Genomic DNA, 13,025 nt, shown 5'->3' with positions numbered 1-13,025 from the left:
TCACAGGTACCGGGGCCCCTTCTTACGCGCTGTGCTCTGTCACGGCCTGCGGGCCGAGGTGACGCGGTAGACGTCGTAGACGCCCTCGACGCCTCGTACGGCCTTCAGGACGTGCCCGAGGTGCTTCGGGTCGCCCATCTCGAAGGTGAAGCGCGAGGTGGCCACCCGGTCGCGGGAGGTCTGGACGGCCGCCGACAGGATGTTGACGTGCTGGTCCGAGAGGACCCTGGTGACGTCGGAGAGCAGCCGGGAGCGGTCCAGCGCCTCGACCTGGATGGCGACCAGGAAGACCGAGGACTGGGTGGGCGCCCACTCGACCTCGAGGATGCGCTCGGGCTCGCGGGAGAGCGAGTCGACGTTGACGCAGTCGCTGCGGTGGACCGACACCCCGCTGCCGCGCGTGACGAAGCCGATGATCGGATCGCCCGGTACGGGGGTGCAGCAGCGGGCCAGCTTGACCCAGACGTCCTCGACGCCCTTGACGACAACACCGGGGTCGGCGCTGGAGCGGCGCTTGGCGCGGCCGCGCGAGGGCGGGGCCGTCTCGACGAGGTCCTCGTTGGCGGCCTCTTCGCCGCCGAGGGCCTGGACGAGCTTCTGGACGATGGACTGGGCCGTGACATGGCCCTCGCCGATCGCCGCGTACAGCGAGGAGATGTCGCTGTAGCGCATCTCGTGGGCGAGCGTGACGAGCGAGTCGCCGGTCAGGATCCGCTGGATCGGCAGGTTCTGCTTGCGCATGGCCCGTGCGATGGCGTCCTTGCCCTGCTCGATCGCCTCGTCGCGGCGCTCCTTGGAGAACCAGGCGCGGATCTTGTTGCGGGCCCGCGGGGACTTGACGAAGCCGAGCCAGTCGCGGGATGGGCCGGCGCCCGGGGCCTTGGAGGTGAAGACCTCGACCAGGTCTCCGTTGTCGAGGGTCGACTCGAGCGGCACCAGCCGCCCGTTGACCCGGGCCCCTATGGTGCGGTGGCCGACCTCGGTGTGGACGGCGTAGGAGAAGTCGACGGGGGTGGCGCCGGCGGGCAGCGCTATGACGTCACCCTTGGGGGTGAAGACGAAGACCTCGTTGCGCGACAGGTCGAAGCGGAGCGACTCGAGGAACTCGCTGGGGTCCTCGGTCTCCTTCTGCCAGTCGAGGAGCTGGCGCAGCCACGCCATGTCGTTGAGGTGGTCGTCCTTGCCGGTCCTCTTCGGGACGTCGGCGCGGACCTTGGAGGCGCCGGCGACGGCCTCCTGCTTGTACTTCCAGTGCGCGGCGATGCCGTACTCGGCCCGGCGGTGCATGTCGAAGGTGCGGATCTGCAGCTCGACGGGCTTGCCGTTGGGGCCGATGACCGTCGTGTGCAGCGACTGGTACATGTTGAACTTCGGCATCGCGATGTAGTCCTTGAACCGGCCGGGGACCGGGTTCCATCGCGCGTGGACGGTGCCGAGCGCCGCGTAGCAGTCGCGGACGGTGTCGACGAGGACACGGATGCCGACCAGGTCGTAGATCTCCGCGAAGTCACGGCCGCGGACGATCATCTTCTGGTAGACGCTGTAGTAGTGCTTGGGGCGGCCGGTCACGGTGGCCTTGATGCGGGCGGCGCGCAGATCGGACTGGACCTCGTCGGTCACTATGGCGAGGTACTCGTCGCGCTTGGGCGCGCGCTCGGCGACGAGCCGGACGATCTCGTCGTACATCTTGGGGTAGAGGATCGCGAAAGCGAGGTCCTCCAGCTCCCACTTGATGGTGTTCATGCCCAGGCGGTGGGCCAGGGGCGCGTAGATCTCGAGGGTCTCGCGGGCCTTCTTCTCCTGCTTCTCCCGCTTGAGGTAGCGCATGGTGCGCATGTTGTGCAGGCGGTCGGCGAGCTTGATGACCAGGACGCGCGGGTCCTTGGCCATGGCCACGACCATCTTGCGCACGGTCTCGGCCTGCGCGGCCTCGCCGAACTTGACCTTGTCGAGCTTGGTTACACCGTCGACGAGCAGCGCCACCTGGTCGCCGAAGTCGCGGCGCAGGGTGTCCAGGCCGTACTCGGTGTCCTCGACGGTGTCGTGGAGGAGTCCGGCCATGAGCGTCGCCGGGTCCATGCCGAGCTCGGCGAGGATCGTGGTGACGGCGAGCGGGTGCGTGATGTACGGGTCACCGCTCTTGCGCTTCTGTCCGCGGTGCCAGCGCTCGGCGACCTGGTAGGCCCGCTCGATCTGGCGGAGCGTCGCGGTCTCGATCTTCGGGTCGTTGGAGCGGACGATCCGCAGCAGCGGTTCGAGGACCGGGTTGTACGGCGAGGAGCGCTGGACGCCCAGCCGGGCGAGGCGGGCGCGGACGCGGTTGGACGACGAGGAGCCGGCGGAGCGGGCCACGGGGGCGGGCGCGGGCTTGGCGGTGGAGGCGGCCGGTGCCGGGGCGGGTGCCACGGGCGTGGGCCTGCTCTCCGCAGACTCGTTCTGGGGCGTGGCGGGTCCCGCCGCGGCGTTCTTCGCCTGCGGGTCGGGCTGCGCGGCGGAGAGTGGCTGGGCCTCGTCTGGCAAGAGCGCTCCTCGTGCGGTTCCGGTCCCCCGGTCAGGCCCCGGAAAGGCCATGGTATCGACCCGGGAGCCCGTGTGCTCACGCGTGCGGCCCGTGAGACCGGCACCACGCGCGGGAGGGGCCCCGTTCCGGGACATACCGGGAGAACGGACGGGGCGCCCCGGGGATTCCCCGGGGCGCCCCGCTCCGCACGGCGGTGGGCCGGTGCGGTGTCAGACCGTGATCAGCGCCTCCAGCGGGGCACCGCGCAGGGCGGGCTCCAGCCGGGCCCGCCCGGCGAGGAAGCCGAGCTCCATGAGGACCGCTACCCCCGCGACCTCCGCGCCGGCCCGCCGGATGAGCTCCAGCGATGCCTCGGCGGTGCCACCGGTGGCGAGGACGTCGTCGATGACCATGACCCGGTCGCCCGGGAGCAGATCCTCGGCGTGCACCTCGATCTCGGCGGTGCCGTACTCCAGCTCGTACGCCTGCTTCAGCGTCGCGCCTGGCAGCTTGCCGGCCTTGCGGACCGGGATGAATCCAAGGCCCGCGCGGACGGCCACCGGAGCGGCGAGGATGAAGCCGCGCGCCTCCAGGCCGACGATCTTCGTCGCGCCGTGCGTGACGCACAGTGCGGCGAGGGTGTCGGTCAGCGCCGTGAAGGCCACCGGGTCCGCGAGCAGCGGGGTGATGTCCTTGAACAGCACTCCGGGCTTCGGATAGTCGGGGACGTCTCGGATCCGGCTGAGGAGCAGACCGGCTGTGTCCTGTGCCTCCGCCGTCATCCGCGGGGCTCCGCGGCGCGGCCGCGACGGCCGCGCTGGCCGACGACCGCGGTCTCCGCCTCGTCAGCGAAGCCGTCGTCGCCGTCCACGCTCTCGTCGGCGTCCAGGGACTCGCCCTTGGCCGCCGCGGCGGCGCGCTTGGTGGCGATCCGCTTCCTGAGCGCCTTCATCGCCGGCTCGCGCTCCTTGAGGTCGGCGACGAGCGGGGTGGCGATGAAGATCGAGGAGTACGCACCGGCGGCGAGGCCGACGAACAGCGACAGCGAGATGTCGTTCAGCATGCCGGCGCCGAGGACACCGCCACCGATGAACAGCAGACCGGCGACCGGCAGCAGCGCCACGACCGTGGTGTTGATCGAACGGACCAGGGTGCCGTTGATCGACCGGTTGGCGATCTCGCTGTACGTCCAGCGTGTCTGCTTGGTGATCCCCTTCGTCCCCTCCTTGAGGGAGTCGAAGACGACCACCGTGTCGTAGAGGGAGTAACCGAGGATGGTCAGCAGACCGATCACCGTACCGACCGTGACCTCGAAGCCCACCAGGGAGTAGATGCCGACGGTGATCGTGAGGTCGTGGATCAGGGCGATGAGCGCCGCGACCGCCATTCTCCATTCGAAGGCGATGGCCAGATAGATCACCACCAGGATCATGAAGATCCCGAGGCCCGTCCAAGCCTTGTTGGCGATCTGCTCACCCCAGCTGGGGCCGACGAGCTCCGCCGCGATCTTGCTCTCCTCGACCTTCAGGTCCTTGGCGAGCTGCGAGCGGACCTTGTCGGACTGCTCGGTGTCGAGGCCGCCGATCTGGATGCGCAGGGTGTCGTTGCCGACCTCCTGCACGATCGCGTCGTGGCCGGAGGCCTCCTCCGCGTAGTGACGGGCGTCGGTGACCGAGACGGATGTCTTCGGTGTGGTGAAGAGGGCGCCGCCCTGGAACTCGATGCCCATGTTCAGTCCGCGCACCGCCAGGCCGACGATGGCCGTGATGGTGATCAGGATGGACAGGCCGTACCAGATCTTGCGGTTCTTGATGAAGTCGTAGCCGACCTCACCTCGGTGGAGCCGGGCGCCGAGATCGCCGAGCTTCGACATCTCACGCCTCCTTCGGGTCGACGGGGGCGGAGACACGGCGGGAACGGCGCAGCGGCGGCTTGGCGCCGAGCCGCTTCGGGTCCAGCCCGGACCACGCGTGGCCTTCACCGAAGAACTCGGTGCGGGCGAGCAGCGTCATGAGCGGCTTGGTGAAGAGGAACACCACGACCACGTCGAGCAGGGTGGTCAGGCCGAGCGTGAACGCGAAGCCCTGGACCTTGCCGACGGTGACGGCGAACAGCACCGCGGCGGCGAGGAACGACACGAAGTCGGAGACCAGGATCGTGCGGCGGGCACGCGGCCAGGCGCGCTCGACCGCGGGGCGAAGCGTGCGTCCCTCGCGGACCTCGTCGCGGATGCGTTCGAAGTAGACGATGAACGAGTCCGCGGTGATACCGATGGCGACGATGGCGCCGCAGACGGCCGGCAGGTTCAGCGCGAAGCCGATGGCCGGGCCGAGCAGGGACATGATCACGTACGTGAGGAGCGCCGAGGCCGCGAGGCTGAGCAGAGCGATCAGCGACAGGCCGCGGTAGTAGACCACCAGGTAGAGGACGACCAGGGCCAGACCGATGCCACCGGCGATCAGGCCGGCTTCCAGCTGCTCACCGCCGAGGGCGGCGGTGACGGTGTCGACGCTCTGGGTGTCGAAGGAGAGCGGCAGGGCGCCGTAGGACAGGATGTTGCCCAGGTCCTGCGCGGACTTCTGGGTGAAGTTGCCGGAGATCTCGGCGTTGGCGCTCAGTGTGGTGCGCACCGACGGGGCCGAGACGACCTCGCCGTCCAGGACGATCGCGAACTGGTTCTGCGGCTCCTGCTGCGTCGACAGCTTGCTGGTGATCTTCTGGAACTTCTTGGAGCCCTCGTCCGTGAACTCCATGTTGACGATCCACATGCCGCGCTGCTGGTCGAAGACGCCCTGGGCGTCATCGACGTCCTTGCCGCTGACCTCGGCCGGGCCGAGGATGTACTTGGCGTCACCCTCGGTGCCGCACGCGACGGTCGGCTGCTCCGGCGGAACGGTGCGGGCCGGGTTGGGCACAGCCTTCTTGTCGCCGGACTTCTCGGCCTTGGGGGTGCAGTCCAGCGCCGCGAACTGCTGCTCCAGCTTCGCCGTGGCCGGGTCGGCCGGAGGCGTGGGCGCCCCCGTGGGGTTCGGGGACTTCGCGTCCGGAGAGGCGGTGCCGCCGGGGGTGGTGGCGCCGGGGCTGGGCGCCTTCCTCAGGGCGTCGCTGACGGCACGGCCCTGCGTGGTGGCGCTCGCGGAGGGAGAGGCCGTGGTGCCCTGGCCGCCCTGCTTCGTGGCCTCGGCCGACGGGCTCGCGGAGGAGCCGGCGGACGGCTTCGCGGACCCGGACGGCGTGGGGCTGCCGGACGGCGTCGGCGTGCTGGGGGCCCAGGTCAGTACCGGTCGGAAGTACAGCTGAGCGGTCGTACCGACCTGCTCACGCGCCTGCTTCTCGTCCACCCCTCGGGGGATGTTGACGATGATGTTCTCGCGGCCCTGGGTCTGGACCTCGGCCTCGGAGACGCCGAGACCATTGACACGGCGGTCGATGATGCCGACCGCGGTGTTCATGTTGGTCTCGTTGACGGCGTCTTCCTTGCCCGGCTCCGCCTTGGCCTTGAGCGTGATCGACGTACCGCCCGCGAGGTCGATGCCGAGACGCGGCGTGGTGTGACCGGACCAGAACATCCCGCCCGTGAGCGCGACCATGGCGATCAGGATCAGAGCCAGGGCACGCCCCGGCCTCCCCTGTCCCCCCGCCGGCCTTCGGCCCTTCTTCGGTGCTGCCACCTTGTCGTTTCTCCCTGTCCAACCGTTCCGCGCCGGGTGTGCGCGTACGGCCACGAAATGTGTGTGGGGACCTGCCCCCGCAGACGTGGAACCGTGCCGGGGGACCGCGGACGCCGGTGGGCGTCCTCGCGGTCCCCGGTCGCGACTACTTCGCGTCCGCCTCGCCGTCGGCCTTGCCGTCCTTCTTGACCTCGGTGTCGGCCTGGGCCGTGTCCACCTTCTTGGTCAGGTCGGGCTTGGCCTCCCCCGAGACCTCCACGGCGTCCTCATCTCCGTCCTCGACCGACTGGGTCAGCGAGGAGGCGTCGTCGGGCACGACAGCGGCGTCCGCGTCGTCGCCGTGGACGATCCGGTTGTACTCGGCGTCCTCGAGGACCGCACCGATCGCGTTCTTGGCGTAGACGGCGTGCACGCCGGGCGCGACCTCGAGGAGGACGGTCTCGTCGCCGACCTCCTTGACGGTGGCGTACATCCCCCCGATCGTCCGTACGCCGGTTCCGGGCTGCATCTCGTTACGCATCTGGGCGGCCGCCTGCTGCTTCTTCTTCGCAGAGCGGGTCATCAGGAACATGGCCCCGATGAGGACGATGAAGGGGAGGAGGGTCACGATACTCACGGGACGGGTTTCCTTCGCACGGACGCGGAGAACCCGCGGCCTGATCTTCGGGGGTGGGCGTGCCGACCAGAAAGGTCGGCATCGGCGGAGTCTAGGCGAGTCCGCATCGATGGAACAACGTCCAGCATCGCACCCCGGTTCCTCGACCGGCGAGTCTCCGCGCCGTCACGCCCCGAAGAGCCCTTGTTGTCCGCTTCCTGGCCGCTCCGGGCCCGCTGCCTGCGGCGGAACGAGTCCGAGATGCGTCCATGCCGCCGGAGTGGCGACCCGGCCACGTGGTGTGCGGGCGAGCAGACCCTCGCGGACGAGGAAGGGTTCGGCGACCTCCTCGACGGTCTCGCGCTCCTCGCCGACCGCGACCGCGAGCGTGGACAGGCCGACCGGTCCGCCGCCGAAGAGCTTGAGCAGGGCCTGGAGGACGGCCCTGTCGAGCCGGTCGAGGCCGCGGCTGTCCACCTCGTACACACTGAGGGCCGCGACGGCGATCTCCCGGGTGATCACGCCGTCGGCCCTGACCTGGGCGTAGTCCCGGACGCGCCGCAGGAGGCGGTTGGCGATGCGGGGCGTGCCACGGGAGCGGCCGGCGATCTCGGCGGCGCCCGCGGTGTCGATCTCGACGTCGAGGAGTCCGGCGGAGCGGTGGATCACGCGCTCGAGCTCGGCGGGCTCGTAGAACTCCATGTGCCCGGTGAAGCCGAAGCGGTCGCGCAGTGGCGGAGGCAGGAGTCCGGCCCGGGTGGTGGCTCCGACCAGGGTGAAGGGCGGCAGTTCCAGAGGGATGGCGGTGGCGCCGGGGCCCTTGCCGACGATCACGTCGACGCGGAAGTCCTCCATCGCCATGTAGAGCATCTCCTCGGCGGGCCGGGACATCCGGTGGATCTCGTCGAGGAAGAGGATCTCGCCCTCCTGGAGGGAGGAGAGGATCGCGGCGAGGTCGCCGGCGTGCTGGATTGCGGGGCCCGAGGTGATCCGGATCGGGGCGTTCATCTCCGCCGCGATGATCATCGAGAGGGTGGTCTTGCCGAGGCCGGGGGCGCCGGAGAGCAGGACGTGGTCGGCGGTGGCGCCGCGCTGCCGGGCGGCCCTGAGGACCAGGTCGAGCTGCTGGCGGACCTTCTCCTGGCCGACGAACTCGCTGAGGTCCTTGGGGCGCAGCGCCGCTTCGACGGCCTGGTCGTCGCCCTCGGCCGAGGTGCCGACGATCCGCTCCTCGGCTGCGGGTGCCGTCTCGTCGTCCCAGTTCACGTCTCTGCCTTCTCGGTCTTCTCGGTCTGGTGCGGTGGTCTGCGCGGTCCGCTACCGGGCGCGGTTGAGCGTCTGGAGCGCGGCGCGCAGCAGCTGCGGAACGGGGGCCGATCCGGACTCGGCGATGGCCGCCTCGGCCTGCGGGGTGACCGCGGCGACGGCGTCCTCCGCCTCGCGGCTCGCGTAGCCGAGGCCGATGAGCGCGGCGGACAGCTGCTCCGTCCACGGCGCCGGGCCGGAGGCGGCCGCGCGCTGGGCGCCGACGAGGCCGCTCGTGCCGAGCGGTGAGCCCAGCTTGTCCTTCAGTTCGAGGAGGAGTTTCTGGGCGCCCTTCTTGCCGATGCCGGGGACGGCGGTCAGCGCCTTCTCGTCACCGGTGGAGACGGCGAGGCGCAGGGCGTCGGGGCTGTGCACGCCGAGCATGGCCTGGGCGAGGCGCGGGCCGACACCACTGGCGGTCTGCAGCAGTTCGAAGACCTGCCGCTCGTCGTCGTCCGCGAAGCCGTACAGGGTCAGCGAGTCCTCGCGCACCACCAAAGACGTGGCCAGGCGGGCCTCCTGACCGATCCTCAGGGCGGACAGGGTGGTGGGTGTGCACTGGACGGCCATGCCGACTCCGCCCACCTCGATCACGGCCGTGGTGGGGGCGAGGGCGGCCACCGGGCCGCTGACGAAGGCGATCATCGGGTACGGCCTTTCGAAGCGTGAAGGGCGACGGCCTGTTGGAGGCGGTTCTGTGCGGGGGCCCGCCAGATGTGGCAGATGGCCAGGGCGAGCGCGTCGGCGGCGTCGGCCGGCTTGGGCGGCGCGGAGAGCCGCAGCAGGCGGGTCACCATGGCTCCGACCTGCGCCTTGTCGGCGCGGCCACTGCCGGTGACGGCGGCCTTGACCTCGCTGGGGGTGTGCAGGGCGACGGGGATGCCGCGCCGGGAGGCGCAGAGCATGGCGACGGCGCTGGCTTGCGCGGTGCCCATCACCGTCCGCACATTGTGCTGGCTGAACACCCGCTCCACGGCCACCATTTCGGGTTGGTACTCGTCGATCCAGGCCTCGATGCCCTGTTCGATGAGGACGAGCCGCGCGCCGATCTGATCGTCCGCGGGGGTGCGCACGACTCCGACGCCGAGCATGGTCAGAGAGCGTCCGGCCACGCCGTCGACGACTCCCACGCCGCACCGCGTCAGTCCGGGATCGACACCCAAGACACGCACAGCTCCTCCATCCCTTCGGTAATCGCCTGAAGGCTACCGGCTGCCGCTGACACCACGGCCGGCCACGCTCCCCCGCGGCCCGACGGGCAGCGAGCGGGGGCTGCGCCATCTGCCTTGCCGCTGTGATCGACAGTCTCTATGATCATGGACGTTCGCACGTTTGACCGACGTGCAAACGTTCGAGTAATTCGAATCTCAACAACACAACTCAGCAGGGGGATACATGCGTCGCATGTTCAAGATCGGCATCACGGGCGCCGCGCTCGCGCTCGCCACGGTCGGCCTCAGCTCGCCCGCCCAGGCGGCTTCCTCGGAGATCCACCGCGGAAAGACCGGCTGCTTCAGCTGGTCCTGGGCCGAGGGCTGGACCACCACCACGGTGTACTACCGCAACACCTGCTCGTATGAGTCCTCGATCAACATCTGGTGGCAGGACGGCAGCACGAGCAGGATGAAGAAGGTCACCGCCAAGGGCGGCGCGTCGGGCAGCGTCAAGAACACCGGCGACTTCAAGCGAATCGACTAAGTCTGATCCCGCATCCCGCTGATTCCTGACGCAGCCGGGATCCGAAGAGAGCGGCCCGCCGGCCTTCCGGCGGGCCGCTGCTCGTTGGGGCCACAGGGCTCTGGTCCGCGGAGACAGCCGGCTCGGAACGGGTCCGACAGAAACTGGCCGGACCGACGGAGTATCCGTCGGTCCGGCCAGTTCTCTCAGCGGTGCAGCGCCTTCGTCAGGCGTCGACCTTCTCCATGACCTCGTCGCTGACGTCGAAGTTGGCGAAGACGTTCTGCACGTCGTCGCTGTCCTCGAGCGCGTCGATCAGCTTGAAGATCTTGCGCGCGCCCTCTTCGTCGAGCTCGACCTGCATGGTCGGGACGAAGTTGGAGTCGGCGGAGTCGTAGTCGATGCCGGCCTCCTGGAGGGCGGTGCGGACCGCGACCATGTCGGTGGCCTCGCTGATGACCTCGAAGCTCTCGCCGAGGTCGTTGACCTCCTCGGCGCCCGCGTCGAGGACCGCGCCGAGGACGTCGTCCTCGGTCAGCTCGCCCTTGGGCAGCACGATGACGCCCTTGCGGTTGAACAGGTACGAGACCGAGCCCGGGTCGGCCATGGAGCCGCCGTTGCGGGTCATGGCGACGCGGACGTCGGAGGCGGCGCGGTTGCGGTTGTCGGTCAGGCACTCGATGAGCACCGCGACACCGTTCGGGCCGTAGCCCTCGTACATGATCGTCTCGTAGTCGACGCCGCCGGCCTCGAGGCCGCCGCCGCGCTTGATCGCCGAGTCGATGTTCTTGTTCGGGACCGAGCTCTTCTTCGCCTTCTGCACGGCGTCGAACAGCGTCGGGTTACCGTCCAGGTCGGCGCCGCCCGTGCGGGCCGCGACCTCGATGTTCTTGATCAGCTTCGCGAAGAGCTTGCCGCGCTTGGCGTCGATCACGGCCTTCTTGTGCTTCGTCGTAGCCCATTTAGAGTGGCCGGACATCTGCCTGTCTCCTTCGCGTAACCCATTTCTGAACGAACCCCAGAGATCCTACCGGGATCACGTCACCGGCCCGCGCGCACCATGTCGACGAACAGGGCGTGCAGTCGGTGGTCACCGGTGAGCTCGGGGTGGAACGAGGTCGCGAGCGCCCGGCCCTGCCGTACGGCGACGATGTGACCCTCGTGCTCGGCGAGGACCTCCACCTCCGCACCGACGGACTCGACCCACGGCGCGCGGATGAAGACGCCCTCGACGGGGCCGTCCTCGACGCCGCGGACGGTGACACCGGCCTCGAAGGACTCGTTCTGCCGGCCGAAGGCGTTGCGGCGGACGATCATGTCGATGCCGCCGAAGGTCTCCTGACCCGAGCGCGGGTCGAGGATCTTGTCGGCGAGCATGATCAGGCCGGCGCAGGTGCCGTAGACGGGCATCCCCGCGGCGATGCGCTCGCGCAGCGGCTCCATCAGGCCGAAGAGCGTGGCCAGCTTGGAGATGGTGGTGGACTCACCGCCGGGTACGACGAGGCCGTCGACCTCGGCGAGCTCCTCGGGGCGCCGGACCGGCCTGGCCACGGCGTCGGCCGCGGCCAGGGCGATCAGGTGCTCCCGGACGTCGCCCTGCAGAGCGAGGACGCCGATCACGGGGGTCGTGCTCATGTGTTACCAGCCTCGGTTCGCGTAGCGCTCGGCCTCGGGCAGGGTGTCGCAGTTGATGCCGACCATGGCCTCGCCGAGGTTGCGGGAGGCGTCCGCGATGATCTTCGGGTCGTCGTAGAAGGTGGTGGCCTTCACGATGGCGGCGGCGCGCTTGGCCGGGTCGCCCGACTTGAAGATGCCGGAACCGACGAAGACGCCCTCGGCGCCGAGCTGGCGCATCAGCGCGGCGTCGGCGGGGGTGGCGACACCACCGGCGGAGAACAGCACGACCGGCAGCTTGCCGAGCTCGGCGACCTCCTTGACCAGCTCGTACGGGGCGCGCAGCTCCTTGGCGGCGGCGAAGAGCTCGTTGTTGTCGTAGCCGCGCAGCCTGGCGATCTCGTTCTTGATCTGGCGCAGGTGGCGGACGGCCTCGACGACGTTGCCGGTGCCGGCCTCGCCCTTGGAGCGGATCATGGCCGCGCCCTCGGCGATCCGGCGCAGGGCCTCACCCAGGTTGGTGGCGCCACAGACGAAGGGGGTGGTGAAGGCCCACTTGTCGGAGTGGTTGACCTCGTCGGCCGGGGTGAGGACCTCGGACTCGTCGATGTAGTCGACACCGAGGGACTGCAGGACCTGGGCCTCGACGAAGTGGCCGATGCGGGACTTGGCCATGACGGGGATGGAGACCGCCCCGATGATCTCCTCGATCATGTTCGGGTCGGACATACGGGCCACGCCGCCGTCCTTGCGGATGTCGGCGGGGACCCGCTCCAGGGCCATGACGGCGACGGCGCCGGCGTCCTCGGCGATCTTCGCCTGCTCGGCGTTGACCACGTCCATGATCACGCCGCCCTTGAGCTGCTCGGCCATGCCGCGCTTGACGCGGGAGGTGCCGATCGCCGAGGAGTCGTCGGACTGGTTGCTGTGGGGAAGCGTGGTGGACACGGGGGACCTCACTCGTGAAAAGCGGTGTGGAGACACCAGTGAGGAAACAGGCCACCCGGGGTCCACATCAAGGGCCAATGCGGAGCCGGTGGATCGTTTTCCCAGGTGACGGGGATCAAGCGGGGCGATCGGCAAGGGCGACGGGCGGCTCGTCGTCCATTTCGAAGGCCAGCGGGAACGGGGCGTGGCCGGCCAGCCGGAACCAGCGCACGGTGCGGTGGCGGCGCAGCGCCCGCGCGGCGCGCACGGCGTCGTTGTGGAACCGGCGGGCCATCGGGACCCTGCGCACGGCCGCGGCGAGCTCACCGGCCGCCTCCTCGCCGCCGGGGGCCTGCTGGACGGCCTCGACCTGCTCGGGCTCGCCGAACACGGCGCGCAGGGCCTGGCTCAGCTCGCTCTCGATGACCTCGCGCTGCTCCTCCTCGGCCTGCCGGGCGGCGTGGGCCGCCTGGTAGAGCACGATCGAGGCGGCGGGGTCGAGCACTCCGGACGTGGCCAACTCCTGGGCGACCGAGGCCCGTCGCAGCAACTGGGCGTCGAGTGCGGCGCGGGCGGCGTCGATCCGCGCGTGCAGGCGGTCGAGCCGGCCGGCGGTCCAGCTGAGGTACAGGCCGATCGCGATGAGCGCGACGACGGTCCAGATCAGGGTTTGTGTCACGGGCGCACAGGCTACCGGGGGCGCCCCCGGTCCCCGACGGAACGGGGGCCGGGGCCC

Annotated in this window: 13 protein-coding genes; 1 reads left to right on the top strand and 12 read right to left on the bottom strand. The window is 70.0% G+C overall.

The window, feature by feature from the left end; translation table 11 throughout:
* Window positions 1–39 precede the first annotated feature (39 nt).
* The 8 genes from IE136_RS10440 to ruvC form a co-directional block, all read right to left on the bottom strand.
* A complete protein-coding gene (locus IE136_RS10440; RefSeq protein ID WP_158985461.1) occupies window positions 40–2,520 on the bottom strand; it encodes a RelA/SpoT family protein in 2,481 nt (826 codons plus the stop codon).
* 210 nt (window positions 2,521–2,730) lie between these two features.
* On the bottom strand, window positions 2,731–3,282 hold the full coding sequence (locus IE136_RS10435; protein ID WP_158985463.1) for an adenine phosphoribosyltransferase: 552 nt from the start codon (window positions 3,280–3,282) through the stop codon (window positions 2,731–2,733).
* Complete coding sequence (secF, locus tag IE136_RS10430; RefSeq protein ID WP_189600180.1) at window positions 3,279–4,373, bottom strand: protein translocase subunit SecF; 1,095 nt, start codon at window positions 4,371–4,373, stop codon at window positions 3,279–3,281. Before secF ends, IE136_RS10435 begins: the two co-directional genes overlap by 4 nt.
* A gap of 1 nt (window position 4,374) precedes the next feature.
* Entirely contained in the window at window positions 4,375–6,171 is a 1,797-nt protein-coding gene (gene secD / locus IE136_RS10425; RefSeq protein ID WP_189600179.1) for a protein translocase subunit SecD, read from the bottom strand.
* 145 nt (window positions 6,172–6,316) lie between these two features.
* Window positions 6,317–6,787 carry a preprotein translocase subunit YajC gene (gene yajC / locus IE136_RS10420; RefSeq protein ID WP_189600178.1) on the bottom strand — a complete coding sequence of 157 codons (471 nt, stop codon included), beginning with the start codon at window positions 6,785–6,787 and terminating at the stop codon, window positions 6,317–6,319.
* Between the two features lie 165 nt (window positions 6,788–6,952).
* Window positions 6,953–8,032, bottom strand: a complete 1,080-nt coding sequence (gene ruvB, locus IE136_RS10415) for a Holliday junction branch migration DNA helicase RuvB (protein ID WP_158985476.1) — start codon at window positions 8,030–8,032, stop codon at window positions 6,953–6,955.
* 51 nt (window positions 8,033–8,083) lie between these two features.
* Entirely contained in the window at window positions 8,084–8,716 is a 633-nt protein-coding gene (ruvA, locus tag IE136_RS10410) for a Holliday junction branch migration protein RuvA (protein WP_158985478.1), read from the bottom strand.
* Window positions 8,713–9,243 carry a crossover junction endodeoxyribonuclease RuvC gene (gene ruvC, locus IE136_RS10405; protein ID WP_189600177.1) on the bottom strand — a complete coding sequence of 177 codons (531 nt, stop codon included), beginning with the start codon at window positions 9,241–9,243 and terminating at the stop codon, window positions 8,713–8,715. Before ruvC ends, ruvA begins: the two co-directional genes overlap by 4 nt.
* Window positions 9,244–9,466: 223 nt before the next feature.
* On the opposite strand from ruvC, the gene IE136_RS10400 reads away from it, so the two are divergent.
* Window positions 9,467–9,769 carry a hypothetical protein gene (locus IE136_RS10400; RefSeq protein ID WP_189600176.1) on the top strand — a complete coding sequence of 101 codons (303 nt, stop codon included), beginning with the start codon at window positions 9,467–9,469 and terminating at the stop codon, window positions 9,767–9,769.
* A 205-nt stretch (window positions 9,770–9,974) separates the two neighbouring features.
* On the opposite strand, the gene IE136_RS10395 is transcribed toward IE136_RS10400, so the two are convergent.
* The 4 genes from IE136_RS10395 to IE136_RS10380 all read right to left on the bottom strand — a co-directional run bounded on the left by IE136_RS10395 (window position 9,975) and on the right by IE136_RS10380 (window position 12,968).
* Complete coding sequence (locus IE136_RS10395) at window positions 9,975–10,727, bottom strand: YebC/PmpR family DNA-binding transcriptional regulator (protein ID WP_158985482.1); 753 nt, start codon at window positions 10,725–10,727, stop codon at window positions 9,975–9,977.
* 62 nt (window positions 10,728–10,789) lie between these two features.
* Window positions 10,790–11,383, bottom strand: coding sequence for a pyridoxal 5'-phosphate synthase glutaminase subunit PdxT (pdxT, locus tag IE136_RS10390; protein WP_158985484.1), 594 nt, complete (start codon window positions 11,381–11,383; stop codon window positions 10,790–10,792).
* Between the two features lie 3 nt (window positions 11,384–11,386).
* Window positions 11,387–12,310 (bottom strand): pyridoxal 5'-phosphate synthase lyase subunit PdxS, encoded by a 924-nt coding sequence (gene pdxS, locus IE136_RS10385; protein WP_158985486.1) that lies wholly within the window; start codon window positions 12,308–12,310, stop codon window positions 11,387–11,389.
* Window positions 12,311–12,425: 115 nt separating this feature from the next.
* Window positions 12,426–12,968, bottom strand: a complete 543-nt coding sequence (locus tag IE136_RS10380) for a LemA family protein (protein ID WP_158985488.1) — start codon at window positions 12,966–12,968, stop codon at window positions 12,426–12,428.
* Window positions 12,969–13,025 lie beyond the last annotated feature (57 nt).

The organism is Streptomyces lateritius (assembly GCF_014649715.1).
GTDB lineage: Bacteria > Actinomycetota > Actinomycetes > Streptomycetales > Streptomycetaceae > Streptomyces > Streptomyces lateritius.
The sequence above is the reverse complement of the archived record's forward strand: the minus strand, read 5'-3'. Positions and strand labels throughout refer to the sequence as shown.